This is a genomic window from Streptomyces sp. NPDC087310, assembly GCF_044744405.1.
GTDB lineage: Bacteria > Actinomycetota > Actinomycetes > Streptomycetales > Streptomycetaceae > Streptomyces.
This window is the reverse complement of the sequence record NZ_JBIUYF010000005.1, coordinates 640,415-665,867: the sequence shown is the minus strand read 5'-3', so window position 1 is coordinate 665,867 and position 25,453 is coordinate 640,415. Positions and strand designations below refer to the sequence as shown.

General features: G+C 71.4%; 24 protein-coding genes, 1 tRNA gene and 1 riboswitch. Of the genes, 14 read left to right on the top strand and 11 right to left on the bottom strand.

Annotated features, from left to right (window positions below; genetic code table 11):
• Positions 1–60 precede the first annotated feature (60 nt).
• Positions 61–219, bottom strand: a complete 159-nt coding sequence (locus ACIO3P_RS22240) for a hypothetical protein (protein ID WP_329824795.1) — start codon at positions 217–219, stop codon at positions 61–63.
• 146 nt (positions 220–365) lie between these two features.
• Positions 366–1,046 carry a phosphate signaling complex protein PhoU gene (gene phoU / locus ACIO3P_RS22235; protein WP_401789422.1) on the bottom strand — a complete coding sequence of 227 codons (681 nt, stop codon included), beginning with the start codon at positions 1,044–1,046 and terminating at the stop codon, positions 366–368.
• 248 nt (positions 1,047–1,294) lie between these two features.
• Between phoU and ACIO3P_RS22230 the strand changes: the two genes are divergently transcribed.
• Together ACIO3P_RS22230 and ACIO3P_RS22225 are read left to right on the top strand one after the other, a co-directional pair.
• Positions 1,295–2,596, top strand: a complete 1,302-nt coding sequence (locus ACIO3P_RS22230; protein WP_329824797.1) for an ATP-binding protein — start codon at positions 1,295–1,297, stop codon at positions 2,594–2,596.
• The gene (locus ACIO3P_RS22225) at positions 2,593–3,273 is read left to right on the top strand and encodes a response regulator transcription factor (protein ID WP_046498012.1); all 681 of its coding nucleotides are present in this window, start codon (positions 2,593–2,595) and stop codon (positions 3,271–3,273) included. Before ACIO3P_RS22230 ends, ACIO3P_RS22225 begins: the two co-directional genes overlap by 4 nt.
• A 103-nt stretch (positions 3,274–3,376) precedes the next feature.
• Here ACIO3P_RS22225 and ACIO3P_RS22220 read toward each other — a convergent pair whose 3' ends face one another.
• On the bottom strand, positions 3,377–4,051 hold the full coding sequence (locus tag ACIO3P_RS22220; RefSeq protein WP_329824798.1) for a DUF461 domain-containing protein: 675 nt from the start codon (positions 4,049–4,051) through the stop codon (positions 3,377–3,379).
• A gap of 764 nt (positions 4,052–4,815) precedes the next feature.
• Between ACIO3P_RS22220 and ACIO3P_RS22215 the strand changes: the two genes are divergently transcribed.
• From ACIO3P_RS22215 to ACIO3P_RS22185, 7 genes are all read left to right on the top strand, one after another.
• Positions 4,816–5,298 carry a CarD family transcriptional regulator gene (locus tag ACIO3P_RS22215; protein WP_003953493.1) on the top strand — a complete coding sequence of 161 codons (483 nt, stop codon included), beginning with the start codon at positions 4,816–4,818 and terminating at the stop codon, positions 5,296–5,298.
• Positions 5,299–5,744: 446 nt separating this feature from the next.
• Positions 5,745–6,491 carry a 2-C-methyl-D-erythritol 4-phosphate cytidylyltransferase gene (gene ispD / locus ACIO3P_RS22210; protein WP_329824836.1) on the top strand — a complete coding sequence of 249 codons (747 nt, stop codon included), beginning with the start codon at positions 5,745–5,747 and terminating at the stop codon, positions 6,489–6,491.
• A complete protein-coding gene (gene ispF, locus ACIO3P_RS22205) occupies positions 6,481–7,026 on the top strand; it encodes a 2-C-methyl-D-erythritol 2,4-cyclodiphosphate synthase (protein ID WP_329824837.1) in 546 nt (181 codons plus the stop codon). Before ispD ends, ispF begins: the two co-directional genes overlap by 11 nt.
• A 100-nt stretch (positions 7,027–7,126) precedes the next feature.
• The gene (locus ACIO3P_RS22200; protein WP_329824838.1) at positions 7,127–7,531 is read left to right on the top strand and encodes a PPOX class F420-dependent oxidoreductase; all 405 of its coding nucleotides are present in this window, start codon (positions 7,127–7,129) and stop codon (positions 7,529–7,531) included.
• Positions 7,532–7,682: 151 nt separating this feature from the next.
• A complete protein-coding gene (gene cysS, locus ACIO3P_RS22195) occupies positions 7,683–9,083 on the top strand; it encodes a cysteine--tRNA ligase (RefSeq protein ID WP_329824839.1) in 1,401 nt (466 codons plus the stop codon).
• 126 nt (positions 9,084–9,209) lie between these two features.
• Complete coding sequence (rlmB, locus tag ACIO3P_RS22190; protein ID WP_329824840.1) at positions 9,210–10,160, top strand: 23S rRNA (guanosine(2251)-2'-O)-methyltransferase RlmB; 951 nt, start codon at positions 9,210–9,212, stop codon at positions 10,158–10,160.
• A gap of 239 nt (positions 10,161–10,399) precedes the next feature.
• Positions 10,400–12,109, top strand: coding sequence for a DoxX family protein (locus ACIO3P_RS22185; RefSeq protein ID WP_401853210.1), 1,710 nt, complete (start codon positions 10,400–10,402; stop codon positions 12,107–12,109).
• An 86-nt stretch (positions 12,110–12,195) separates the two neighbouring features.
• Here the strand turns inward: ACIO3P_RS22185 and ACIO3P_RS22180 are convergent, their stop codons facing one another.
• The 3 genes from ACIO3P_RS22180 to ACIO3P_RS22170 all read right to left on the bottom strand — a co-directional run bounded on the left by ACIO3P_RS22180 (position 12,196) and on the right by ACIO3P_RS22170 (position 14,812).
• Positions 12,196–12,912: a nucleotidyltransferase family protein gene (locus ACIO3P_RS22180; RefSeq protein ID WP_329824841.1), complete on the bottom strand. Its 717-nt coding sequence runs from the start codon at positions 12,910–12,912 to the stop codon at positions 12,196–12,198.
• Positions 12,913–13,020: 108 nt separating this feature from the next.
• Positions 13,021–13,443 (bottom strand): hypothetical protein, encoded by a 423-nt coding sequence (locus ACIO3P_RS22175; RefSeq protein WP_329824842.1) that lies wholly within the window; start codon positions 13,441–13,443, stop codon positions 13,021–13,023.
• 244 nt (positions 13,444–13,687) lie between these two features.
• A complete protein-coding gene (locus ACIO3P_RS22170; RefSeq protein ID WP_329824843.1) occupies positions 13,688–14,812 on the bottom strand; it encodes a sn-glycerol-3-phosphate ABC transporter ATP-binding protein UgpC in 1,125 nt (374 codons plus the stop codon).
• A 206-nt stretch (positions 14,813–15,018) separates the two neighbouring features.
• Here ACIO3P_RS22170 and ACIO3P_RS22165 point away from each other — a divergent pair.
• Positions 15,019–15,092 (top strand) — tRNA-Thr (locus ACIO3P_RS22165).
• Positions 15,093–15,272: 180 nt separating this feature from the next.
• Here the strand turns inward: ACIO3P_RS22165 and ACIO3P_RS22160 are convergent.
• Together ACIO3P_RS22160 and ACIO3P_RS22155 are read right to left on the bottom strand one after the other, a co-directional pair.
• Entirely contained in the window at positions 15,273–16,295 is a 1,023-nt protein-coding gene (locus tag ACIO3P_RS22160) for an ABC transporter permease subunit (RefSeq protein WP_329824857.1), read from the bottom strand.
• The gene (locus ACIO3P_RS22155) at positions 16,292–17,296 is read right to left on the bottom strand and encodes an ABC transporter ATP-binding protein (RefSeq protein WP_329824858.1); all 1,005 of its coding nucleotides are present in this window, start codon (positions 17,294–17,296) and stop codon (positions 16,292–16,294) included. Before ACIO3P_RS22155 ends, ACIO3P_RS22160 begins: the two co-directional genes overlap by 4 nt.
• Positions 17,297–17,597: 301 nt before the next feature.
• Between ACIO3P_RS22155 and ACIO3P_RS22150 the strand changes: the two genes are divergently transcribed.
• Both ACIO3P_RS22150 and ACIO3P_RS22145 read left to right on the top strand, forming a co-directional pair.
• The gene (locus tag ACIO3P_RS22150; RefSeq protein WP_401853208.1) at positions 17,598–18,815 is read left to right on the top strand and encodes a sensor histidine kinase; all 1,218 of its coding nucleotides are present in this window, start codon (positions 17,598–17,600) and stop codon (positions 18,813–18,815) included.
• Positions 18,812–19,468 carry a response regulator transcription factor gene (locus ACIO3P_RS22145; RefSeq protein ID WP_329824860.1) on the top strand — a complete coding sequence of 219 codons (657 nt, stop codon included), beginning with the start codon at positions 18,812–18,814 and terminating at the stop codon, positions 19,466–19,468. The genes ACIO3P_RS22150 and ACIO3P_RS22145 overlap by 4 nt, the downstream gene beginning before the upstream one ends.
• 118 nt (positions 19,469–19,586) lie before the next feature.
• Here the strand turns inward: ACIO3P_RS22145 and metE are convergent, their stop codons facing one another.
• Positions 19,587–21,905 carry a 5-methyltetrahydropteroyltriglutamate--homocysteine S-methyltransferase gene (gene metE, locus ACIO3P_RS22140; RefSeq protein WP_401853206.1) on the bottom strand — a complete coding sequence of 773 codons (2,319 nt, stop codon included), beginning with the start codon at positions 21,903–21,905 and terminating at the stop codon, positions 19,587–19,589.
• A 162-nt stretch (positions 21,906–22,067) separates the two neighbouring features.
• A riboswitch (cobalamin riboswitch) is annotated at positions 22,068–22,266 on the bottom strand.
• 213 nt (positions 22,267–22,479) lie between these two features.
• Here metE and ACIO3P_RS22135 point away from each other — a divergent pair.
• A complete protein-coding gene (locus tag ACIO3P_RS22135) occupies positions 22,480–23,130 on the top strand; it encodes a hypothetical protein (RefSeq protein WP_401789376.1) in 651 nt (216 codons plus the stop codon).
• A 42-nt stretch (positions 23,131–23,172) separates the two neighbouring features.
• On the opposite strand, the gene ACIO3P_RS22130 is transcribed toward ACIO3P_RS22135, so the two are convergent.
• Together ACIO3P_RS22130 and ACIO3P_RS22125 are read right to left on the bottom strand one after the other, a co-directional pair.
• Entirely contained in the window at positions 23,173–24,021 is an 849-nt protein-coding gene (locus ACIO3P_RS22130; protein WP_401853262.1) for an SAM-dependent methyltransferase, read from the bottom strand.
• 71 nt (positions 24,022–24,092) lie between these two features.
• Positions 24,093–24,629 carry an EF-hand domain-containing protein gene (locus ACIO3P_RS22125; protein ID WP_329824863.1) on the bottom strand — a complete coding sequence of 179 codons (537 nt, stop codon included), beginning with the start codon at positions 24,627–24,629 and terminating at the stop codon, positions 24,093–24,095.
• A gap of 405 nt (positions 24,630–25,034) precedes the next feature.
• Here ACIO3P_RS22125 and ACIO3P_RS22120 point away from each other — a divergent pair, with 405 nt between their 5' ends.
• Positions 25,035–25,433: a pyridoxamine 5'-phosphate oxidase family protein gene (locus ACIO3P_RS22120; RefSeq protein WP_401853204.1), complete on the top strand. Its 399-nt coding sequence runs from the start codon at positions 25,035–25,037 to the stop codon at positions 25,431–25,433.
• The last annotated feature ends 20 nt before the right edge of the window (positions 25,434–25,453 follow it).

Sequence of the window (25,453 nt, the reverse complement as noted above, 5' to 3'; positions counted from 1 at the left end):
CTCCGTATACGCATGCGCATATGCGTGCTCAGCAGGACAGCAGGACAGCGGGACAGCAGGTCAGCCGCAGCCCCCGCCGCACTGGCACGAGCCGCCCGACTGGCAGCCGCAGCCGCAGCCGGAGCCGCAGCCGCACGCGCCGAGCAGGGGCAGACGGACGACGGGGGCAGGGGCCGCCGGGGCCTCCTGCCGGGGGGCGGTCGTAGGGGAATCGGCCATGGGATCCTCCTCAAGGCGTGCACGGATGTCGCCTTCGCCATTGCATGCCTGCCGGAGCCGGGGCAACAACGGCGCATGTGCGGCGCATCCGCGCAAGCGCGGCGGTTCGCGCCCCTTCCGCGCTCCCCTGCATCACCTCTGCACGACTACGCGCCCTCGACCGGGATGTCCGCCGGCTGGATCTCGTCCGCGTGCTCGCCCGTCACCAGGTAGACGACCCGCTTGGCGACCGACACCGCGTGGTCGGCGAACCGCTCGTAGTAGCGGCCGAGCAGCGTCACGTCCACCGCCGTCTCGATGCCGTGCTTCCAGCGGTCGTCCATCAGGTGCTGGAAGAGCGTGCGGTGCAGCAGGTCCATCTCGTCGTCGTCCTGTTCGAGCTGGAGCGCCAGCTCGACGTCCTTGGTCACGATGACCTCGGCGGCCTTCGCCATCAGGCGCTGGGCGAGCTGCCCCATCTCCAGCAGCGTCGCGTGCAGGTCACGCGGTACGGGCGACTGCGGGAAACGCAGCCTGGCCTGCTTGGCCACGTGCTGGGCCAGGTCGCCGGCGCGCTCCAGGTCGGCGCTCATCCGCAGCGACGTGACCACGATCCGCAGATCCGTCGCCACCGGCTGCTGCCGCGCCAGCAGCGCGATGGCACGCGCCTCCAGCTCGTGCTGGAGTGTGTCGACCTTGTCGTCCGCCGCGATCACACTCTCGGCGAGCTTCAGATCCGCGTCGAGCATGGCGGTGGTGGCACGCCCTATGGCGGAACCGACCAGCCGGGCCATCTCGACCAGGTCTTCGCCTATCGAGTCCAGTTCCTCGTGGTACGCGTCCCGCATGGGGTTTGTCCCTCTCTCGACGTACTTGTCCGACATTCTTGTCGCGTTCTTGCCGGCGGCAGGGCCGGGGGCCGAGGCCAGGAGCCAGGGGGCCGGGGCCTACGCTCCCACGTTCTGTCCGTTACGCGTCCGGCTCCTCCCTCCCAAATGAACCGGCACTTTCCCCTCGGTGAACTCTGGGCGACGAGTGTTCGAGGAGACACCCTGATGGCTGGGAGCATGTCAGTGGCCGCGCATAACCTGGACACATGGACGTGAACGCGGCGGTCGCCGCATTGGCAGCGATCGCCGGGGTGTGCACCGGCGTGATCGCCATGCTGGCGTTTCGCTGGAGCGAACGCGACCAGGCAAGACCTACACGCACCTCACTGCACACGGATGCCGTACTGCCCCCGGGCGTGGACACCGTGCTCTCGGTGCTGCGCTCCTCGGCCGTCGTGCTCGACGAGAGCGACTCCGTCGTCAAGGCCAGCTCCGCGGCGTACGCGCTCGGCCTGGTCAGGGGCGGCAAGCTCGCCGTCGATCCCATGCTGGTCATGGCCCGCGACACCCGCAGGGACGGCGAGATACGGCAGGTGGAGCTGGACCTCCCCCGGAGGGGTACGGGCCGGGGCGACGCCCTCGCCGTCTCCGCCCGGGTCGCCCCGCTCGGCTCCCGTCTCGTCCTCCTCCTGGTCGAGGACCTCACGGAAGCCCGCCGTATCGAAGCGGTACGGCGCGACTTCGTGGCGAACGTCAGCCATGAGCTGAAGACCCCGACGGGCGCGCTCTCCCTGCTCTCCGAGGCCGTCATGGACGCCTCGGACGACCCCGAGGCGGTCACCCGGTTCGCCGGCCGGATGCAGATCGAGGCGACGCGCCTCACCAATCTGGTCCAGGAGCTGATCGACCTCTCCCGGGTGCAGAACGACGACCCGCTGGAGGACTCGGAGTCCGTACGGGTGGACGAGCTGGTCGCCGAGGCCATCGACCGGTCCCGGCAGCCCGCGTCCACGAAACAGATCACCATGGCCTCGGGCGGCACGGCTGACCTGCGCGTATGGGGAAACCGCGGTCAGCTCGCCGCCGCCCTCGGCAACCTCGTCGAGAACGCGGTCAACTACTCACCGGCCCGCACCCGCGTCGGCATCGCCGCGCACCGCGTCTCCGCCACCGGCGGGGATCTGATCGAGATAGCCGTGACCGATCAGGGCATAGGTATCTCCGAGAAGGACCGCGAGCGGGTCTTCGAGCGCTTCTACCGCGTCGACCCGGCCCGCTCCCGGGCCACCGGTGGTACGGGCCTCGGCCTCGCCATCGTCAAGCATGTGGCCGCCTCGCACGGCGGGGAGGTCACGGTGTGGAGCTCGGAGGGTCAGGGCTCCACCTTCACCCTGAGGCTGCCCGAGGCGGGCGCCGCACGGGATCGCACACCCATCACCGGGCAGGACGAAGACGACCACGCCCCCTATGACACCGACAGCGGTACGGACGACACCGCCACAGACACCAGCCGCAGCCTTCGGCTGGATTCCCCGACCGTGATACCTGCCCCGGAGGTCCTCCCGTGACCCGAGTGCTCGTCGTCGAGGATGAGGAATCCTTCAGCGACGCCCTTTCCTACATGCTCCGCAAGGAAGGCTTCGAGGTCGCGATCGCGACCACCGGGCCCGCGGGGCTCGACGAGTTCGAACGCAACGGCGCCGACCTCGTCCTCCTCGATCTGATGCTGCCCGGTCTGCCGGGCACCGAGGTCTGCCGCCAGCTCCGCGGCAGGTCGAACGTCCCGGTGATCATGGTGACCGCCAAGGACAGCGAGATCGACAAGGTGGTCGGCCTGGAAATAGGGGCCGACGACTACGTGACCAAGCCCTTCTCCTCGCGGGAGCTGGTCGCGCGCATCCGCGCGGTCCTGCGCCGCCGCGGCGAGCCGGAGGAGGTCACCCCGGCGGCCCTGGAGGCCGGTCCGGTCCGGATGGACGTGGACCGCCATGTCGTCACGGTCTCCGGCGGCAAGGTCGACCTCCCGCTCAAGGAGTTCGACCTGCTGGAGATGCTGCTGCGCAACGCGGGCCGGGTGCTGACCCGTATGCAGCTCATCGACCGGGTCTGGGGCGCGGACTACGTGGGCGACACCAAGACCCTCGACGTCCACGTCAAGCGCCTGCGCGCCAAGATCGAACCGGACCCGGGGGCGCCGCGCTACCTGGTGACGGTACGAGGTCTGGGCTACAAGTTCGAGCCGTAGGCCGGCGTGCCGTGAAACGGCGGACAGCGACGATACGGCGTTGGCGCCGGCCCGGAACCCCGGGCCGGCGCCAACGCCGTATCCGTACTGCCGAGCCCGTGCCTCAGTGGGCCGTACCCGTGTCCGTGCTCGTGTCCGTCTCCGCGTCGGCCGAGGTGGAGTTCGACGGGGTTCCCGGAGCTTCCTCGCCCGCCGCACCGGCGCCGGACGTCTGCTCGGCCGACGGGCTGCCGCTGGGGGTGCCCCCGGGCGTCGCGGACGGGGCGGAGCTGGGGCCGACGCCCTTGAAGTAGCTGTCCGACGGGAAGACGAACGCGCGCAGTGCGACCTCGCCGGTCTTGCTGAACGAGAACACGACCTTCTGCGCGTCGCCGTTCTTCGCGGCCTCGCGGCCGTTCTCGACCACCGCCGAGGCGTTGCCCGCGCCGCCGAGCTGGACCGAGCCGAGCCCCGGGACGGTGATCGGCCCGGAGCCCTTGGCGGGCGCGAGCTTCACCGTGGCGCTGGTGCCCGGGAGCTTCACCGAGTCGAGGGTCTGCGCGCTCGTGTCGTTGTTGAAGACGGTGCCGGTGACGACCGCGGGACCCTCGGCGTCGGCCTCGGGCTGGGTGACCACCGTGATGTTCTGGAGGGTGATCTTGTCGACGGACGTGGCGGCGTTGTCCGGCTTGACGCCGAGTGTCTGCGCGTTGTTGCCGGCGCCGCACGCGGTGAGCGAGGCAAGCGAGAACACGAGGGCAGAAGCGGCGAGGGTGCCGCGTCGAAGGCTGCGGCTCACGGCGGCGGCATCTCCTAGGACGTACGGACGGAGGGCTGTGGGCAATGTGGTGCTGCGGTGGTGCGGGTGGAACGGGTACTGCGGTCATACGGGTACTGCGGTGATACGGGTGCTGCGGTGGAACGAGTGCTGCGGTGATACGGGTGCGAGCAGCGAGCCGAGAACCTCAAGGCGGGTCATAGGCGCACCTACGCCCTCAGGTTACCGAGCCGCCCTCGCCGCCCCGCACCCGACCCGCCTCCCGGCACCGTCCGTCCGTTCCGCCGTCGGCCGCGGGTTCCGCCCCCGTCCCCGTCGATGATCGACTGACGGCTGATCTTCCTCTCGATTCGCACGCCGTTCACATAAATCCGGTGATCAATTATCCGGGCCGTCCCCGCATTCCTTACGAATACCGTGGCAGGCGCGACCGTGATCGAATTCGGATTCCCGCGCACTTCCGTCGTACTTCTGTCGTACCCCCGCCACACTTCCGTTCGTACGGGTGACCGACAGTCGAACGCGGTACGGGAAGTTCCGCCGCCCGAATCCGGCAAAACGGGACGTTAGTCCTCCGCTGAGGGGGTCGGGCCGCACGTAACGTGGGCGTTTCCGGGCGCCCGTGCAGCGGCTCCGACCTGCGAATACCCCCTTCCGGAAGCCGCTCGCAGCACGTTCCTGGCACCGTTGTCAAGCCCCGAGATGCGCCCTGACCTGCGAAAACGCCATTCAGAAGAAGCCATTCTCGTGTTACCCTGGATAGCCACGGAAGGGGTACCTGTCACATGACGTTCAAGGTTGGCGACACCGTGGTCTATCCCCATCACGGGGCCGCGCTGATCGAGGCCATCGAAACTCGCCAGATCAAAGGCGTGGACAAGACCTACTTGGTGCTCAAGGTCGCCCAGGGCGACTTGACGGTGCGTGTACCGGCGGACAATGCGGAGTTCGTCGGCGTGCGCGATGTGGTCGGTCAGGACGGGCTGGACCGGGTCTTCGAGGTGCTCAGGGCGCCGTACGCGGAAGAGCCGACGAACTGGTCCCGTCGCTACAAGGCAAATCTCGAGAAGCTCGCCTCCGGCGACGTCATCAAGGTCGCCGAAGTGGTCCGCGACCTGTGGCGCCGGGAGCGCGAGCGCGGACTCTCCGCGGGTGAGAAGCGCATGCTCGCCAAGGCGCGGCAGATTCTTGTCAGCGAGCTGGCTCTCGCGGAGAACACGAATGAAGACAAGGCCGAGGCTCTGCTCGACGAGGTCCTCGCGTCCTGAACTGCGTGTCCTGAACTGAACGCGACGCACGCACACGCGCGATGTGAAGTGAAGCAGTGAATGCCGTGCAGTGATTGCCGTGGTGCCCGTTGGCCGGTTTTTGGGGGAAAGCCGAGTCGTCGGGCACTGCGGCATGTTCACGTCCGGCATGTTCGTGTTCGTTTCGTGGCACGCTCATGCCCACGTTTTCACGCTTCATGCCCTCGTCTTCATACCCACGCGCCCCCGGATGTGTGGATGTCGCGTCGCGCTTCGTGCGCGGCGCGTCGTGCGTTCGTACGTCCGACGCCGAGGCCCTCGGGTGGCCGGTGCGGCGATCGCCCCGACCCTGGTCACGGAAGGGTCCGGTCAAGGCGTCGCGCCCGGCTCGCTGAGCCCCTACCCATGTCGGCCGCGGAAACAAACCTGCCGGAACAAAGCCAGAACAAACCGCCGGAGTGCATGCGATGTCTGAGGAACCCCGCTCCCACCGCACCGCCGCGGTGATCCCCGCCGCAGGCCGGGGCGTACGGCTCGGTCCAGGCGCCCCCAAGGCGCTGCGCGCGCTGGGCGGCACACCGATGCTGATCCACGCCGTCCGCGCGATGGCCGCCTCGCGCGCCGTCTCGCTCGTCGTCGTGGTCGCCCCGCCGGACGGCGCGCCCGAGGTGAAGAACCTCCTCGACGCGCACGCCCTGCCCGAGCGCACCGACTACCTCGTCGTGCCCGGCGGCGAGACCCGCCAGGAGTCCGTACGGCTCGGCATCGACGCCCTGCCCGAGGCCGTCACCAGCGTCCTCGTCCATGACGCGGCCCGCCCGCTGGTCCCGGTCGAGACCGTGGACGCTGTCGTCGAGGCCGTACGGGACGGTGCGCCCGCCGTCGTCCCCGCGCTGCCCCTCGCCGACACCGTCAAGCAGGTCGAGCCCCGGGAGAAGGGCGAGCCGGAACCGGTCGTCGCCACGCCCGAGCGGGCCCTGCTGCGCGCCGTACAGACCCCGCAGGGCTTCGACCGCGCCACGCTGGAGCGCGCGCACCGGACGGTGGCGCAGGTGGGTGAGGGCGCGACGGACTGCGCCGGTATGGTCGAGCGGCTCGGCGCGCCCGTGGTGGTCGTGCCAGGACACGAGGAGGCGTTCAAGGTGACCAGGCCGCTGGATCTGGTGCTGGCCGAGGCGGTTCTCGCCCGGAGGAGGCTCACCGATGGCTTCTGAGCGCCCTGAATCCGAGCGCCCTGAAGAGGCCCACCCCGCGCCGATGGCGCCGCTGCCGCAGGTGGGCATCGGCACCGACATCCACGCCTTCGAGGAGGGCCGCGAGCTGTGGTGCGCGGGCCTGCTCTGGGAGGGCGAGGGGTCCGGGCTGGCCGGCCACTCCGACGCGGACGTGGTCGCGCACGCGGCCTGCAACGCGCTCTTCTCCGCCGCCGGCCTCGGCGACCTCGGCGCGCACTTCGGCACCGGACGCCCCGAGTGGTCCGGCGCCCCCGGCGTCACCCTCCTCAAGGAGGCGGCCCGGATCGTCCGCGCGGAGGGCTTCGCGATCGGCAACGTCGCCGTCCAGGTCGTCGGGAAGCGGCCGAAGATCGGCAAGCGCCGGGACGAGGCGCAGAAGGTGCTCTCCGAGGCGGTCGGCGCGCCGGTCGCGGTCTCCGCGGCCACCTCCGACGGGCTCGGCTTCACGGGGCGCGGCGAGGGGCTGGCGGCGATCGCCACGGCGCTGGTGGTCCGTACGGCCCCGGCGGGCTGAGCCGCGGTACCGAACCGCGCGAAATACCGGCGGGAGCGAGCGGATCGGGCGATCATCGTCCGGTATTCATCAACCGTTCGGCAGCAGCAGGAAGGCAGTCATGACAGCCGCACTCTCCGACGACCTCAAGCAGCTCCTCGACACCCCCGTCTTCGTCAACATCGCCACCATCCAGCCCGACGGAAGCCCGCAGGTTTCACCTGTATGGGTGAAGCGGGACGGGGACGACGTACTGATCTCCACCACGGTCGACCGCCAGAAGGAGAAGAACCTGCGCCGTGACCCCCGGGTCACCGTCGTGGTGCAGCCCGCCGACGCCCCGTACACCTACGCGGAGATCCGGGGCACGGCGGCGCTCACCACCGAGGGCGGCCAGGAGCTGATCGACGAGCTGGCCCTGAAGTACACGGGCAAGCGGTACGCCGAATTCAACCCGAGCGCCGGGGACGACAACGAGCGGGTCGTCGTCCGCATCACGCCCCGCAAGGTCGTCGGCAGGCTCTGAACCGCCGCGGCGCCCGTCCCGGCCCCGGGCCGGGACGGGCGCCGCGCCAGGTGACCGCGAGACGTCACCAGGGGCCGTCAATGTCACGCTTCGGTGTCCCCGTGGCCCAAAGGGTCGCGGGGCACTGCCCCGGGCGCACTACCCTTGTCGCGTGACTATTCGGCTGTACGACACCGGCGCCCGGCAGATCCGTGACTTCACCCCGCTCGTCCCGGGCTGCGTCTCGATCTACCTGTGTGGCGCCACCGTGCAGGCCGCACCGCACATCGGGCACATCCGGTCGGGACTGAACTTCGACATCATGCGCCGCTGGTTCGAGCACCGCGGCTACGACGTGACGTTCATCCGCAACGTCACGGACATCGACGACAAGATCATCGCCAAGTCGGCCGACCAGGGCCGCCCGTGGTGGTCCATCGGCTACGAGAACGAGCGCGCCTTCAACTCCGGTTACGACGTGCTCGGCTGCCTGCCGCCCACGTACGAGCCGCGCGCCACCGGCCACATCACCGAGATGATCGAGATGATGCGCGGCCTGATCGAGCGCGGCCACGCGTACGAGGCCGACGGCAACGTCTACTTCGACGTCCGGTCCTTCCCCGGCTATCTGGAGCTGTCCAACCAGGAGCTGGACGATCTGCGCCAGCCGTCCGGCGAGGGCGAGACCGGCAAGCGCGACCAGCGCGACTTCGCGATGTGGAAGGCCGTCAAACCCGGCGAGCCCTCCTGGGAGACGCCCTGGGGCCGTGGCCGTCCGGGCTGGCACCTGGAGTGCTCGGCGATGGCCCACAAGTACCTGGGCTCCGCCTTCGACATCCACGGCGGCGGCCTCGACCTGATCTTCCCGCACCACGAGAACGAGATCGCGCAGGCCAAGGGGTACGGCGACGAGTTCGCGAAGTACTGGGTGCACAACGCGTGGGTCACCATGAGCGGCGAGAAGATGTCCAAGTCGCTCGGCAACTCGGTGCTGGTCTCCGAGATGGTCAAGCACTGGCGCCCCATCGTGCTCCGCTACTACCTCGGCACCCCGCACTACCGCTCGATGATCGAGTACAGCGAGGAGGCACTGCGCGAGGCCGAGTCCGCGTTCGCGCGGATCGAGGGCTTCGTGCAGCGGGTCACCGAGAAAGCGGGGAAGACCGTCGCCCCCGCGGACGAGGTGCCGCCCGCCTTCGCCGAGGCCATGGACGACGACCTGGGCGTCCCGCAGGCCCTCGCGATCGTCCACACCACCGTCCGCCAGGGCAACTCCGCGCTCGCCGCCGACGACAAGGAAGCGGCCGTCGCCCGGCTCGCGGAGGTACGCGCCATGCTCGGCGTCCTCGGCCTGGACCCGCTCGACCCGCACTGGGCCGGCGAGACCGACCGCGGCGCGGATCTGCACGGCGTCGTGGACACGCTCGTACGGCTCGTGCTGGAGCAGCGCGAGGCGGCGCGGGGCCGCAAGGACTGGGGTACGGCGGACGGGATCCGGGATCAGCTCCAGCAGACCGGACTGGTCATCGAGGACGGGCCCTCGGGTCCGCGGTGGACTCTGGGACCGCGCTGACCTGCTGAAGTGTGCCGCCCGGTGGCCCGGGCGGCACACTTACGTACCCTGACATAAAACGTATGAACGCCGCGTGAACGAAGGCGCCGCGTAGCCGCGTAACGAAAGCAATGAAACAGGTAGGTCATGGCCGGGAACAGCCAGCGCAGGAACCGCCGTACGTCCAACAAGAAGGGCGCGCAGGTCGGCAGCGGTGGCAAGCGACGCCGCGGCCTGGAAGGGAAGGGCCCGACACCGCCCGCGTCCGCGCGCAAGGGCCATGTCCAGAACCGCGTCGCCAACGCCAAGGCCAAGCAGACGGCCCGCCGTCAGGTCGTCCGGCGCGGCGGCAAGGGCACCAGCGAGATGGTCGTCGGCCGTAACCCGGTCTTCGAGGCGCTGCGCGACGGCGTGCCCGCCTCGATGCTCTACGTACAGCAGTTCATCGACAACGACGAGCGCGTCCGCGAGGCGCTCCAGCTCGCGGCGGACCGCGGCGGCATCCACCTCATGGAGGCCCCCAAGCCCGAGCTGGACCGGATGACGAACGGCCTCAACCACCAGGGGCTCGTCCTCCAGGTCCCGCCGTACGAGTACGCGCACCCGGACGACCTGTCCGCCGCCGCCTTCGACGAGGGCGAGGACCCGCTGATCGTGGCGCTCGACGGGGTGACGGACCCGCGCAACCTGGGCGCCGTCGTCCGCTCCGTCTCCGCCTTCGGCGGCCACGGCGTCGTCGTACCGGAGCGGCGCGCCGCCGGGATGACCGCCGGTGCCTGGAAGTCCTCGGCGGGTACGGCGGCCCGCACGCCGGTCGCCCGCTGCACCAACCTCACCCGCACGCTGGAGGCGTACCAGAAGGCCGGTCTCACGGTCGTCGGTCTCGCCGCGGACGGCGAGGCGGAGGTCGGCGACCTCGCGGCGCTGAGCGGCCCGGTCGTGATCGTGATCGGCAGCGAGGGCAAGGGCCTGTCCCGGCTGGTCGGGGAGACCTGCGACATCCGCGTACGGATCCCGATGCCGGGCGGCGCTGAGTCGCTGAACGCGGGCGTCGCGGCGGGTGTGGTGCTGTACGAGGCATCGCGGCACCGCGCCTGACACGGGTCACGGGGGAGGGGCGGAGGCATCACGGGGCGGTCGGGGGCACCCTCGTACCGCCTCCTGACCGCTCCCGTACCGCTCCCGTACCGCCCTCGTGCCGCCCCTGAACGGGCCCTCCGTCCGCCCCCTTGTCCGCCCCCGTACCGTCCCCCGAACGGCCCTGCTTGATGATCTTGACGGGTCTCGGACACATAGGCGCGTCAAGGCAGTGTCCTAAACACAAGTCACTCGGTTAGATGAGTGTGGACACCAGAACGCCCCGGCCCGGGTTCGACGATCAGCCCCCGCTGAGCATGCTCAAGGTGGACTGCGATCCCGCGCAGGTCATCGTGAACCACGCCAGCTTCCGGGTGAAGCTCGCAACGCCTCAGCGCCCCAGCCCCCTGCGCATCCCCGCCATGACCGGCGCGGCGGTCGCCGCCGGCGGCAGGGCGCCACGGAGGCGGGCGCCCGTCGTCTGGAGCGGGAAGTCGGCGCCGGGCGACCCCGGGGCCGGCGGGCTCCTCCAGGCGGTACGGAACTCCGCCCTGGTACCGGCGGGCAAGGCCCACGGGCCGGGAAGACGTTACGAGGCCGGCGCCACCCAGGTCATCCCCAGGCCGGGACCGGGCACCGACACCGAGACGACGATGCCGACCCCCCTCGTCGGCGGCCCCCGTACGGAGGCCACGCCGCTGCTGCCGCCCATGCGCCAGGCGGTCGGCGCGTACGACCTGCCCGAGCAGGGCAGGGGCGCGTACGGCGGCCGGGACGTGGACGACCCCGGCACCGACTTCGACGACGACCTCGACCTCGGGTACGACCCCGACGAGCGCCCGCGCCTCCAGCGCCACGGCAACGACTCCGTCCGGCACGCCTACTACCCCGGCCGCCGGATGAACCTCGGCGTGGTGCTGCTCCCGCTCCGCGTCTTCCTCGGCTTCATCTCCATCTACGCGGGCATGGGCAAGCTCTGCGACCCCGTCTACTTCGACGGCGGCGAGCGCGGCTCCATGGTCAAGTGGCTCAGCTCGCTGCACCCGTGGGCGCTGGCGGAACCCCTGCGGGAGTTCGCGCTCTCGCACCCGGTCGGCGCGGGCCTCAGCGTCGCCTTCCTCCAGATCGTCGTCGGCGTCCTGACCGTCCTCGGCCTCTGGCAGCGGGTCGCCGCCTCCGTCGGGACGCTGCTGTCGGCGGCGCTGCTGCTGACGGTGAGCTGGCGGACCGTACCGGCGTACGACGCGCCCGACATCATCTATCTGGCCGCCTGGTCCCCGCTGATCATCGCGGGCGCGCCCGTCTACTCCGTCGACGGACGGCTCGCGAGCGAGGCGTGGCGCACGCTCGGACCGCGCTCCGAACTCTGGGACCTGCGACGGCGCGTGCTGCGCAGGGGCACGATCGTGGCGAGCGTCGTCATCGGGCTGACGCTGCTGACCGGCTCGGTGCTCGGCGGGGCCGTGCGCTCCTCCGACCTGGTGCGGGTGCCGGGGCCGGGCGTCGACCCGGTCAACCAGCTTCCCGGCATGCCGCTCCCGCAGCGGCAGCGCGGTGCTTCGGGCGGCGCGTCCGGCTCGCCGGACAGCGGGGGCGCCACCAGCGGTACGTCGTCGGCGCCGTCCGCGACCCGCTCGGGCAGCCCGTCGGCACGGGAGTCGGCGCCGGGCGCCGGTACGACGCCGGAGAGCGGCGGCGCGACCACCGGAGCCGGTACGGGCACGGGCACCGGGCAGACGGGGCAGCAACAGCAGCAGCCCAGCCAGCCCCAGGGCACCGTCCAGCAGCCGCCCCGGACGGTCGAGCAGGCCCCGCCGCCCTCCAGCAGCCAGGGACCGTCCTCCACGGGCGGTACGGGCGACGGGAGCGGCGGGGGAGGCGGCGACGGGGGCGCGCCCGCCACCGGCTCGTCCGGGGGCTCCTCAGGGGGCGGCGGAAACCGTAACCCCATCGGCGGACTCCTCGGCTGACGCCACCGCCACGCCCGCTCCCCGACGAGGGGGCGGCCACCCGGACACCGGGATGGCCGCCCCCTCATCTCGTTGTGCTCGCTCGCTCAGCGGGCCCCGCCGGCCAGCTCCTTCGCGGCCTCCGTGAGGTCCTTCGCGGTGTCGATGGCGCGCCAGTACGCCCCGTGGGGCAGCGGGAAGCCCGCGAGACGGCGCTCCCGGGCCAGCCGGGGGAAGGTGGTCCGCTCATGGTCGCCGCGGTCCGGCAGCAGCTCGTGGAAGCCCGCGGAGAACACGTACACGCCCGCGTTGATCAGATACGGCGAGGGCGGGGACTCGATGAAGTCGAGGACATGGCCGAACTCGTCGGTCTCGACGGCTCCCCAGGGGATCCGCGGCCGGGCGAGCGCGAGAGTGGCGGTCGCGTCGCGCTCGAAGTGGAAGGCGGCCATCTCGCGCAGCGAGAAGCGCGTCCAGATGTCGCCGTTGGTGGCGTACCAGGGCTGCCCGGGATCCGGCAGCCCGGCCGCGGCGTGCTTGAGGCCGCCGCCGCGCCCCAGGGGCTCCTCCTCCACCACGGTGGTGACACGCAGGGGGAGATCGGCCGAGTCCAGCCACTCCTGGAGGACCTCGGCGAGATGGCCGCACGAGACGACGGCGTCGGTCACGCCCTCGGCGGCGAGCCAGGCGAGCTGATGGCCGATGATCGGGGTCCCGGTTCCGGGGATCTCGACCATCGGCTTGGGGCGGTCGTCGGTGTACGGCCGCAGCCGCGACCCCTGGCCGCCCGCGAGCACCACGGCCTGTGTCGGATACGTATGCATGCCGTGAACGATAGGCGGGGCGGTCAGGCGGCTCGCGGCCAGGGAGCGGGCGGTCCGGGTACGGGGCGAACGAGGCGGACGGCGCCCGGGCGTCCGCGGTCCGGGGGATCAGCTCCCCGTGGCCTGCTCGGAGACGCCGTACGCGAAGGACGTGTCGCACACGGGACGGGAGAACGACTGCGCGCGGGCCGGGCCGTACGTGGCGACCGCGGCGCGTCCGAGGGCGCGGGCGATCGACACACAGTGCCGCGCGAGCGAGGGGCGCTCCTCGACCTGCCGCTGAAGGTGCGTCAGGGCGATCCCCGGATCCTTCTCCTGGAGCTCCACGAGGAGCTGGTCGCGCAGAACGTCCTGGGGGGTACGGGACTTGGCCCGGACCGAGGCGGTGTCCGAGGAGGCCGTCAGGACCTGCGACTCGGTGGTGCTGGTCGCCCACGGAACACGGGCGACCGCGAGGGTCCCGGAGAGCACCAGGACGACGGGCAGTACGAATGCGAGAGTTCGGCCGATACGGCGGGCTGTGTGGGTCACGCAGGCGAGCGTAGCGGTCAGTGATGATTTGGCGACATTTAGTCACTCGCTTGAGGGATGGTTCGATAGGTTTTTTCGAATCGGAGGTTGACGGGCGTCATCCGAAATGGCCCCTATGGAACGGTATTTGCGACAGGCCGACAGAATACGCCGACGGCCCCGCACCGGAGTACGGGGCCGTGCGGACGAATTCGGGCCGGAGGCCGGCGCGGGCGCGCCGAACTCCGCCCTTCGCGGTACGGGATCAGTCGGTGAGGCGCTCGCCCGTGGAGGTCGAGAAGACGTGCGTCTCGCCCGCGCGCGGCACGACGTGCAGCTTGGCGCCCTTGTCCGGCACGGCACGGCCGTTGACGCGGACGACGACCTCCTTGGACTCGCCGCCGACCTCGGCGGTGCCGTACACGTAACCGTCGGCGCCCAGCTCCTCGACGACGTTGACGGTCACGGCGAGACCGGCCGGGGCGTCCTTCGAGAGCGCGCCCGCGGTGCCGCCCTCCTCGACGATGTCGAAGTGCTCGGGACGGACGCCGACCGTGACGGTCTTGTCGCCCTTCTCCGACGCGGCGGAGAGCGCCTCGCGGGAGACCGGCACGACGCTGTTGCCGAACTTCACACCGCCGTCGGTGATCGGCACCTCGACCAGGTTCATGGCGGGGGAGCCGATGAAGCCGGCGACGAAGAGGTTGTTGGGCCGGTCGTACATGTTGCGCGGCGAGTCGACCTGCTGGAGCAGCCCGTCCTTGAGGACCGCCACCCGGTCGCCCATGGTCATGGCCTCGACCTGGTCGTGGGTCACGTACACGGTGGTGATGCCGAGGCGCCGCTGGAGCGAGGCGATCTGCGTACGGGTGGAGACACGGAGCTTGGCGTCGAGGTTCGACAGCGGCTCGTCCATGAGGAACACCTGCGGCTCCCGCACGATGGCCCGCCCCATCGCGACACGCTGCCGCTGACCACCGGAGAGCGCCTTCGGCTTGCGGTCCAGGTACTCGGAGAGGTCGAGGATCTTCGCGGCCTCCTCGACCTTCTTGCGGATGTCCGCCTTGTTCACACCGGCGATCTTGAGCGCGAAGCCCATGTTGTCGGCGACGGACATGTGCGGGTAGAGCGCGTAGTTCTGGAACACCATCGCGATGTCGCGGTCCTTGGGCGGCAGGTGCGTGACATCGCGCTCGCCGATACGGATGGCGCCGCCGTTGACGTCCTCCAGACCCGCGAGCATGCGCAGGGAGGTCGACTTGCCGCAACCGGAGGGACCGACGAGGACGAGGAACTCGCCATCCTCGATCTCGATCTCCAACTGGTCCACGGCGGGCTTCGTGGAGCCCGGGTAGACGCGGGTTGCCTTGTCGAACGAGACAGTAGCCATGGCGATGTGTCCCCTCACCGGCAGGAACGTGCCGGACGATCCGAGTAAAGGAATGGGTCCCCCGCCGAAGGAGGCGGAAGATGGGTCTAGTCCACCTGGGTGAACTTCCCGGTGACGCTACCCGCCGCCCGGCGATCTGTCAGTACTCCTGCACGCGGTAAATTCCGGCGGGCGGGTGATCGGGTCCGGTTACACTTCTCGAACGCGCCTCCTTAGCTCAGTTGGCCAGAGCAACGCACTTGTAATGCGTAGGTCGTCGGTTCGAATCCGACAGGGGGCTCCGAGGAAGCCCAGGTCGGACGCTGTCCGACCTGGGCTTCTCGCTGTGCTGCGGCCCGGGTGCGACGCCGGGGGAGGGGGCAGGCGCCGTGGGGTCCGTGGGGCTCGTGGGCTCCCGGTCTCCGTGGGTTCCGTGGGGTCCCGTGCGCTCCCGGTCCCCGTGGGCCCCGGTCCCCCTGGGTCACAGGAGGCGCTTGCGGCCCCAGGTGAGGATGAAGGCGACGACGGCGGCCGTGATCGTGAGCATGAGGCCCGCCCCGAGCCACTGCATCGTCTGCATCTGGGTGACCGGAAGGTAGTCGATGGACCAGCCGATGACGTCCTTGGACTGCAGGCAGGCGGCGTGTGCCCGGTCGTTCTCGATCTTGTCGAGGCAGGTCATCCAGTCCAGGCGGTCGCCGGAGCCGGTGAGGAAGTAGGTGCCCTGTCCCTGCTGTTCCGCCTCGGCGGGCAGCTCCGGCGGTACCTGCCCGGGGCCGACGCCCTGGTCGGTGCTGATCGACATGACGTGTCCCAGGCTCCGCCAGACCTCGCTCCAGAGGAACTCCATCGCCACGACGATGCCGAGCGTGACCACCATCGAGACCAGCGTGCGGCGCAGGAGCAGGCCGACCGCCACGCCCACGGTGAACGTGAGCAGGGCGTAGGCCACCGGTACGACCCCCGTGACACTGAAGAGGGAGGTCCAATTGAGGCCCTCGGAAAGTCCCTTGACCGGGCCCCACCACCGGGTGAGGACGGCGGTGAGCACGCCGGTCGACAGGGCGAGCATCACGGCGGGAACGGCGAGTTTCGTGGTGAGCCACCGCAGTCGGCTGACGGACTGCGAGGTCACCAGCTTGGCGGTGCCGGACTCCAGGTCGCCCGCGATGAGCGGAGCCCCGAGGAGGACGCCGGCCAGGACGGGGATGTAGCCGAGGTAGCTCCCGATGCTCAGCAGACGGTCGACGTGGGTCTCGAACTCGGCCGACAGGCCGCCGGACCTCCGTGCGGTCGGCTCCTGGGTGCCGAGGAAGTCCATCATCTGCCCGCGCAGGTAGAGCATGGCGGCCACGCCGACGAGGGTGGCGGCGGTGATCGTCCAGAACGCGGCGCGGTGCTGGCGCCAGACGAGCCAGACCGTACCGCCGAGCCGGGGCATCACGTGCTTCCGGGTGGGTCCGGCGGGTGCCGCGTGGGCCGGTTCGCGGGTGAGCGTGGTCATGCGGTCACAGCCTTCGTACGGTCGTGGGTGAGGATGTCGTGGATGTCGCCGACCTGGGCGCTGGGGGCGATCAGCGCGGGCGCTTCGGGGGACCGCAGATAGGCGAGCAGCAGCTCTTCCAGGGTGGGCGGCTCGGCCGGCCCGCCGTACTCGATCGGTGCGCCGAGACGTACCAGGAGGCCCGGCCGGCCCTCGCCGGCGCGGGAGTCGACGACCGTGTGCGGGGCGACGGCGGGGTGCGAGCCGTCCGCCGGGGCGGCGAACAGGGCGTGTGCGGCGCGCAGTTCGTTCACCTCGCCCGCGAGGCGCAGCCCGCCGTTCGCGATGACGAGGAGGTAGTCGCAGATGTACTCCAGCTCGGCGAGCATGTGCGAGGACACCAGCACCGTCGTGCCGTGCTGCGCGGCCTCCGCCTTCAGCGTGTCCATCAGTTCGCGGCGGACCAGCGGGTCCAGATCGGACATCGGCTCGTCGAGGATGAGCAGGTCGGGGCGCTTCCCGAAGGCCAGGGCGAAGGCGACGCGGGTGCGCTGCCCGCCGGACAGGGTGCCGACCTTCGCCTCCAGCGGCACCTGGCCGGCGCGGACGATGCCCTCGGCGACCGCCTGGTCCCAGCGGGGGTTGAGTTCGCTGCCCAGCCGCAGGGTCTCGGCCACGGTGAAGCGCCGGAACAGCGGCTTCTCCTGGGTCAGGAACGCGGTGCGCAGGACCGACTCCATCGACCCGGGTGCCGTGCCGAACACCCGCAGGGCGCCGGTCGTCGGCCGGATCATGTTCGTGGCCAGGCCCATCAGGGTGCTCTTGCCGGCGCCGTTGGGGCCGACGAGGCCGCAGACCCGCCCGGCAGGCAGCCGGAAGGAGACGTTCCGCAGCGCCCAGCCGCGCCGGTACTTCTTGCCGAGCCCCTGAGCCTCGATCGCTGACTCGCCGGAGCCGGCGCCGACGCCGACGGGGCGCGCGAACTCCGTTCCGCTTCCGTGGTGCGTCACCGCGTGGTCCATGTGGGGCTCCTGTGCGTGGGGGAGGGGGGAGGGGAGGGAGAGGAGGGAGAGGGAGGGGGATGACGGGGGAGTGAGAGGGGGGCTGCCTGCGCGGGCTCCGGTGCCTCCGGCGTCCCCGCCCGGGTGGCGTCGGCCGTGGTCATGACATGCTCCTTATGCAATGAATGGCGAACGCCGCCCGGTGGAACCACTCTCCTCGGCCGCGTCCCGCGGCGGATCGGGCGAAAGGCAGATCATGCGTGGCCGGCTGCGACTTTCGGCCGGTCGGCGAGAGAGACGACGGTGGACGACGGTGAGAGAGATGGCACGGGCGGCGTACGGAGCGACCGCGGCCACCAGGGGCGAGGGGCGTTCACTGCCCCTGCCCGTCGCGGGGTGGCTGCTGGTGGTCGCGGGCCTGGTCGGCCTCGTCCTGCTGGACTGCGTGGGGGATTTCTACTGGCTCGGCGACAGCAGCCTCACCCAGGTGGGCCTCGCCAAGCTCGGCAGCGCCCTGCTGGCCCTCGCCGGCGTCGTGGTGTCGCCGCGGCTCGACGGCCGGGCGCTGTCGGTGGCCGCCGGCGCACTCGCGTTCGTGTCGCTGTGCGTCTCGGTCCTGCTGCGCGTGGAGCTGTCGATCAGCTCGCTGGCGTACGGATTCGCCGAACCGGCCGCACTGGCGTCGCTCCTGCTGCTCGTCGCCTGGCGGGGGAAGCCGTCATGGGCGGCGTTGGCCGTCCCCCTGCTGTGCGCGGCGATCGTACTGCGGCCGGTGTCGATCAATATGCGGCAGTCCACCACCATCCTGGCGCTGCTCTTCGCCCTGGGAGCGGTCACGGCGCTGAGTGTCGGCCTCGTGATGCGCCTGCTCCTGGCGGACCGGCGGCGGCAGGCGGCGGCGCTCAGGCTGGAGCAGCGTACGGAGTTCGCCAGGGACCTGCACGACTTCGTCGCCCACCACGTGACCGGCATCGTCGTCCAGGCGCAGGGGGCCCAGGCGATGGCGGGCCGGCGGCCCGAACTGGTGCCGCCCGCGCTGGAACGGATCGAACAGGCGGGTTCGGAGGCGCTGACCTCCATGCGGCACATGGTGGGGATGCTGCGCGACGCCGACGGGGAGGTGGCGCTGACACCGCTGGCGGGCATCGGTGAAGTGCGTTCGCTGGTCGAGGAGTTCTCGGCCGTCGGCGGCGCCCGGGCCCGGCTCGATCTGGAGGGGAGCTTCGACGACCTGCCCGTGGAAGTGACCACCACCGCACACCGGGTGGTGATGGAGGCCCTCACCAACGTACGTAAGCACGCCCACGGCTGCACCGAGGTACGGGTACGCGTGGACCGCTCGGGCAACCAGGTCACCGTACGGGTCGGCGACGACGGGCAGCCGCGCCACGTCTCCCACGGTGGCTTCGGGCTGAAGGGGCTGGCCGAGCGGGTGGGCCTGGTCGGCGGAAGCGTCCAGGCGGGGCCGGTGGCGGGTGACGGCGGCTGGGCTGTCGAGGCGAGGCTCCCGGTGTCCACGGCCGGGGCGATGGTCTCGTGACGATCCGTGTGCTGATCGCCGACGACCAGGCGATGGTCCGTGCCGGGTTCACGATGATCCTCGCCGCCGAGGACGACATCGAGGTCGTCGGGGAGGCCAAGGACGGGGTGCACGCGGTGGAACTCGCCGAGCGCCACCGGCCCGACGTGGTGCTGATGGACATCCGCATGCCCCGCATGGACGGGCTGGAGGCGCTGCGCAGGCTGACCCGCCCCGGCACGGTGAACCCGCCGAAGGTCGTCGTGGTCACGACGTTCGACGACGACGAGTACGTCCAGCGCGCCCTGAGCGAAGGCGCCTCCGGCTTCCTGATCAAGGACTCGGGGCCGGCCCTGCTGGTCGAGGCCATCAGGGCGGCGGCCTCCGGCGAGGCGCTGGTGAGCCCGGCCATCACCGTACGGTTGCTGCGGCGCGTCAACAACGCGGCGCCCGCCCCTCGGGAGCCGCACACCGCGCTCTCCGAGCGGGAGAAGGACCTGGTGCGTCTGGTGGCCAGAGGGCTGACCAACGCGGAGATCGCCGCCGAACTGACCATCTCGGTGGGCACGGTGAAGACCCATCTCGGCAACGTGCAGGTCAAACTGTCCGCCCGTAACCGCGTGGAGATCGCCGCCTGGGCCTGGGAATCCGGCCTGGTCGACGGGCGGCGCTGAGAGGCAAGCGGAAAGCGGAAAAGGCAGAAAGCGGAAAAGGTAGAAAGCGGGAAAAGCGGAAAGCGGAAAGCGGGGGCCGGGGCGTGCGTACGCGTCCCGGCCCCCGCGGGTCTCTCCGTCAGGACGTGGGCAGTTCGCCCCGGACCGTGCGGGCCGCGGTGACCAGGTTCTCCAGGGACGCCCTGGTCTCGGGCCAGCCGCGGGTCTTCAGGCCGCAGTCGGGGTTGACCCACAGGCGTTCGGCGGGGATGGCCTCCAGGCCCTCGCGGAGCAGGGCGGCGGCCTCGTCAGCGCCGGGGACGCGCGGGGAGTGGATGTCGTACACGCCGGGGCCCGCCTCGCGGGGGTAGCCGTGGGCGGCGAGTTCGCGGGCGACCTGCATGTGGGAGCGGGCCGCTTCCAGGCTGATGACGTCGGCGTCGAGGTCGTCGATGGCCTGGACGATGTCGCCGAACTCGGCGTAGCACATGTGGGTGTGGATCTGGGTGTCCGGGCGTACGCCGCTGGTGGTGAGGCGGAACGACTCGGTGGCCCAGTCCAGGTACGCGGCGCGGTCGGCGGCGCGCAGCGGCAGCGTTTCGCGGAGGGCGGGTTCGTCGACCTGGATGACCGAGGTGCCGCCCGCTTCCAGGTCGGTGACTTCGTCGCGCAGGGCGAGGGCGACCTGGCGGGCGGTGTCGCCGAGCGGCTGGTCGTCGCGGACGAAGGACCAGGCGAGCATGGTGACGGGCCCGGTCAGCATGCCCTTGACGGGGCGGTCGGTGAGGGACTGGGCGTACGAGGTCCAGCGCACCGTCATCGGTTCGGGGCGCGAGATGTCGCCGGCCAGCACCGGCGGGCGGACGTAGCGGGTGCCGTAGGACTGCACCCAGCCGTGCCGGGTGGCGAGGTAGCCGGTGAGCTGTTCGGCGAAGTACTGCACCATGTCGTTGCGTTCGGGCTCGCCGTGGACCAGGACGTCGATCCCGGTCTTCTCCTGGAAGGAGATGACCTCGCCGATCTCGGCGCTGATGCGCTCCTCGTAACCGGCCGTGTCGATCCGGCCCGCGCGCAGGTCGGCGCGGGCGGTGCGCAACTCGTCGGTCTGCGGGAACGAACCGATGGTCGTCGTCGGCAGCAGCGGCAGCGCGAGGTGCGCGCGCTGGGCGGCGGCGCGCTCGCTGTACGGCTGCGAGCGGCGGCCGTCGGCGTCGGTGACGGCGGCGGTCCTGGCCCGTACGGCCGGGTCGTGGGTGAGCGCCGAGTCCGTACGGGAGGCGAGGTCGGCACGGTTGGCGGCGATCTCCGCGGCGATGGCGCCGGTGCCCCGGGCCAGCCCCTTGGCCAGGGTGACGATCTCGGCGCTCTTCTGCCGGGCGAAGGCGAGCCAGCGCAGGACCCCCGGGTCGATGTCGCGTTCGGCCGCGGTGTCGAGCGGTACGTGCAGCAGGGAGCAGGACGCGGCCACGTCGACCCGGTCGGCCAGGCCGAGGAGCGTCCCCAGGGTGGCGAGGGACTTCTCGTAGTCGTTGATCCAGATGTTGCGGCCGTTGACGACGCCCGCGACGAGCCGCTTGCCGGGGAGTCCGCCGGCGGCGGCGAGGTCGTCGAGGTTGGCGGCGCCGGCGTCGGTGAAGTCCAGCGCCAGCCCCTCGACGGGGGCCTTCGCCAGGACGGGCAGGGCGTCGCCGAGCCGGTCGAAGTAGGAGGCGACCAGGAGCTTGGGCCGGTCGGTCGCCCCGCCGAGGTCGCGGTAGGCGCGGGCGGCGGCGTTCAGCTCGGCGCGCGTACGGTCCTGGACGAGCGCGGGCTCGTCGAGCTGCACCCACTCGGCGCCGGCGGCGCGCAGGTCGGCGAGGACCTCGGCGTAGACGGGCAGCAGCCGGTCGAGCAGGGTCAGTGGCTCGAAGTCGGCGGCCACCCCGGGGGCGGGCTTGGAGAGCAGGAGATACGTGACGGGGCCGACGAGGACCGGGCGGGCGGTGTGCCCGAGCGTGAGGGCCTGCGTCAGCTCGGCGACCTGCCGGGTGGAGTCGGCGGTGAAGACGGTGTCGGGGCCGAGCTCGGGGACGAGGTAGTGGTAGTTCGTGTCGAACCACTTCGTCATCTCCAGCGGCGCCACGTCCTGGGTGCCGCGGGCCATCGCGAAGTATCCGTCGAGCGGGTCGGCCGTGACGGCGGCCCGGTGCCGCTCGGGTACGGCGCCGACCATGACGCTGGTGTCCAGGACGTGGTCGTAGTACGAGAAGTCGCCGGTCGGCACCTCGTGGACGCCGGCGTCGGCCATCTGCCGCCAGTTCGCCCGGCGCAGGCCGGCCGCCGTCTCCCGGAGGGCGTCCGCGGTGACGCGGCCCTTCCAGTACCCCTCGACGGCCTTCTTCAGTTCCCGGTTCGGGCCCTGGCGGGGGTAGCCGTACACGGTGGCTCGTGCTGCCGCGGCTGCGGACTTCGGTGTCACGGAAATCTCCTTCGCGAGATGACTCCTGAACATCCCGGGGACGGGACGCGGGCGCGAAGGGGTGACGGGACCCGACGGTCGGTGCGGCGCCTCGGGCGCGCTCGTCCGTCCGGTATGTACGCCGACCCGCCCACGAGGTCACCGGGATATCCGTACGCGAACGGTCGCGTACGGGCAACGGGCAGGTCTTCGGACTCGCGGGCACATCTGCCGAGGCAGACACCTACTGGCCGTCGCTTCCCGGATCCGTGCGGATCCAGTGCGTATGACGGCGGTCGTTCCCGCTCACCGCTGCGGGGCAGTCCCGGATTCCCACCGGGTTCCCTCTTACGACGCGTCTGCCTGGAGGGCAGGGCGAACCAGCTACGCCCGCCACGATAGAGCGTGGACGCCTCCGTGGACCAACCTTGGCCGAACTTGTTCACATTCCGGAAGGTGACAGAAGGCGATAGAAGGTGACAGGGGGCGCGGGGTCGTGTCGCGGAACGGGCCGGAGCGCAGCAAGGTGGAGGAGACCGGCGGTCCGGAGGAACCGGACGCAGGAGAAGGAACGGGCGAAGGAGGGGGCACCGGCGTGACGACCGGCAGTGGGTCCGGGCGGCGGGGCGCCCGTCTGCTCGACAGCCCGGTCATCGGGCTGCTCCCGTGGATCATCTTCGCCGTGGTGGTGGGGCCGGGCCGGTTCGAGCTGGGGGTCGGGCTGTCGCTCGCCTGCGCGCTGGCCGTGGTGGCCGCCGGGCGGATCTGGCGTCCGCACAGCTCGTGGAAGCTCCTGGAACTCTGTGACGTGGTCTTCTTCGCGGTGCTCGCCGTCGTCGGGGCGCTCGCCGCCGACGGCACCAGCCGCTGGCTGGAGACCTACGCGGGGGAGATCGCCAATATCGCGCTGGTGCTCATCGCGTTCGGCTCCATGGCCTTCCGGGCGCCCTTCACCCTCCCGTACGCGCGCGAGCAGGTGCCCCGTAGCCGCTGGGACTCGCCGCTCTTCCTGCGCACCAACTACGTGGTCACCGGGGTGTGGGGTGCGGCGTTCCTGGTGGGAGCCGTCGCGGGCGGCTACGCCGACCTGGTGCAGCACGACCCGGACAACATCTGGACCGGGTGGATCATCCAGATCGCGGCGATCGTCGCGGCCCTGCGCTTCACCCGCTGGTACCCCGCCCGGGTGAGAGCCCGCGCCGCCGCCGGGAACGCCGCGTCCCCGCCGCCGGACGGGGAGCCGTGAGCGCCGCCGCCGCCCGCTGGACGGCTCCGACCTGCGGGGATGTCATCCGTTCCCGGGCTGTGGGGCGGGCGTCTCCGCGAAGATCCAGCGGTTGGCCGCCAGCGGGTCGTCCGGTTCGGGGAAGGGGCCGTGGTCGTGGAGGCGGGTGAAGTCGTACGGGGAGCGGACCGAGACCGACCAGCCCCGCCGGGCGAGTTCGGCGGCCGACGCGGGGCGCGGCTCCGGGTCGAAGAGGGCCGGCAGGTCGAGGCCGATCTGCTCCCGCGCCGTGGTGTAGAGGGGGTGGGCGCGCACCTTCGCCCCCTCCACCTCCTTGATCTCGTACGCCAGCGTGCTCCCGGCCGTGCTCAGCTCGGCCACCGTCGCGATGAGATGCCGCTCGGCCGCCGCCGGGAGGTAGAGCAGCAGCCCCTCGGCGAGCCAGGCGGTCGGTACGGCCGGGTCGAACCCCGCGGCGAGCAGCGCGTCGCGCCAGTCGAAGCGGAGGTCGGCCGCGAGCGGTCTGCGGTCGGCCGTGGGGACGGCCCCCGACCGGTCGAGCACCGCCTGTTTGAAGGCGAGCATCTCCGCGGTGTCGACCTCGTGGATCACGCAGCCGGGCGGCCAGCCGAGCCGGAACGCCCGGGAGTCCAGGCCCGCGCCCAGCAGCACCACCTGGCGCACGCCCGTCTCCACCGTACGGAGCAGATGGTCGTCCAGGACCCGGGTGCGTACGGCGAAGTAGCGGCCGAGCCGTTCCCAGAACGGGTTCGTGCGGCCCCCGGGGATCTGGTCCGCCCGGACCGGCCAGCCGGCCGAGGCCGGTGCCGCCCGGACGAAGTGCTCCGCGAACTCGTCCCGCGCCAGAGGGGCCGGACGGTGGGTCTCGATGGCCCGCGCGGCGGCCACCATGAGGGCGGTCAGGCCCACGCCGCCCGCCGCGTCGGGGTCCCGCTCCGGGGCCGTGCCGTCGAGGGGCAGGGTCACAGGGCCACGCCCGCGGTCAGGTGGTCCCCGGCGATGCCGGCCTTCTCGGGGCGGTAGTACTCCCTGATGGCCTCCGCCCAGGCGTCCACCGCGACGCGGTCGTCGTCCGTGGGCCCCAGGGCTTCGAACAGGGCCTCGATGTTGGCCTGTTGGAAGCCGACGGCCGTCAGCACGGCCACGAAGACGGGGCGCGCGACGAGTCCGTCCTCCTCCGGCGAGCCGAGCGCGCTCATCGCGCGGGCGAACACGTCGCTCGCCGCGTCGAACCGCGCCGGATTCAGCACACAGGCGGTGAACTCCTCCTGGCTGATCCGTCCGTCGCCGTCGGCGTCCAGCTCGGTGACGAGCGTCGTCCAGAACCGGCGGAAGGCGTCGAGCATCGCCTGTTTTCTGGCGTCACCGGCCGTGGGCACCGCCGCGACGACGCGGCTCCCCATCAGCTCGAAGTCGCCGGCCTCCAGCAGGCCGTTCCCGTCGGCGTCGAACAGGGAGAAGACGAGCTGGACACGGTTGGTCGCCTCGACGGTACGCATGGCGCTCACCTCTGCTTTCCGGGCTTCCGGGTCTTCCGGGGCTTCTGGGTCTTCCGGGTTCTCTGGGATTCGGCCGCTGTCCCCTCACTATCCGGTCGGCGTGGGGGCGGCGGTCCGGAAAGCCCGTCGCGTGCACACGAACGAGGGCAATTCGCGGGCCGGTGCATGAAAGGCCGCGGTCCTGGAAAGCGAAGGCGTTCCGCCGGTCCGGCCGCGCTCCGTACCGTGGACATCCTCGTGGGCTTCTCGTCCGGCCGCGCTCCTTCCCCGTCCTTCCCCGTCCGTCCCCGTCCTTCCCCGTCCGTCCCCGGCCGGTTCTCCGCACGTAGCATCGGGTGGGCGGGCCGCCCGCTCCGCCGGGGGACGGACACGTCCCCTCTCCGCCCGTCCCGGAAGACGTCCCCCATGGCATCACGCACCCTGCTCGCGGACCCGGCCTTTCTCGCGTTCTGGGAGGAGCGCCATGTGTGCCTGCTCGCCACCCGCCGCCCCGACGGCACCCCGCACCTGGTGCCCGTCGGGGTGACCTACGATCCGGAGGCCGGTATCGCCCGCGTCATCACCGGCGGTGCGACGGCGAAGGCCCGGAACGTTCTCGCGGCGGGACCTGACGCGTTCGTCGCGGTCAGCCAGTTCGACGGAGCCCGGTGGGCCACGCTCGAAGGGACCGCCGTGGTCAACCGCGACCCGGAAGCGGTCGCCGAGGCGGAACGGCGCTACACCCGGCGCTACAAGCCGCCCCGCGTCAACCCGGAGCGGGTGGCGATCGAGATCACCGTGACCCGGGCCATGGGCAGGGTCTGAGGCTTCCTGGGCCGGGGCGA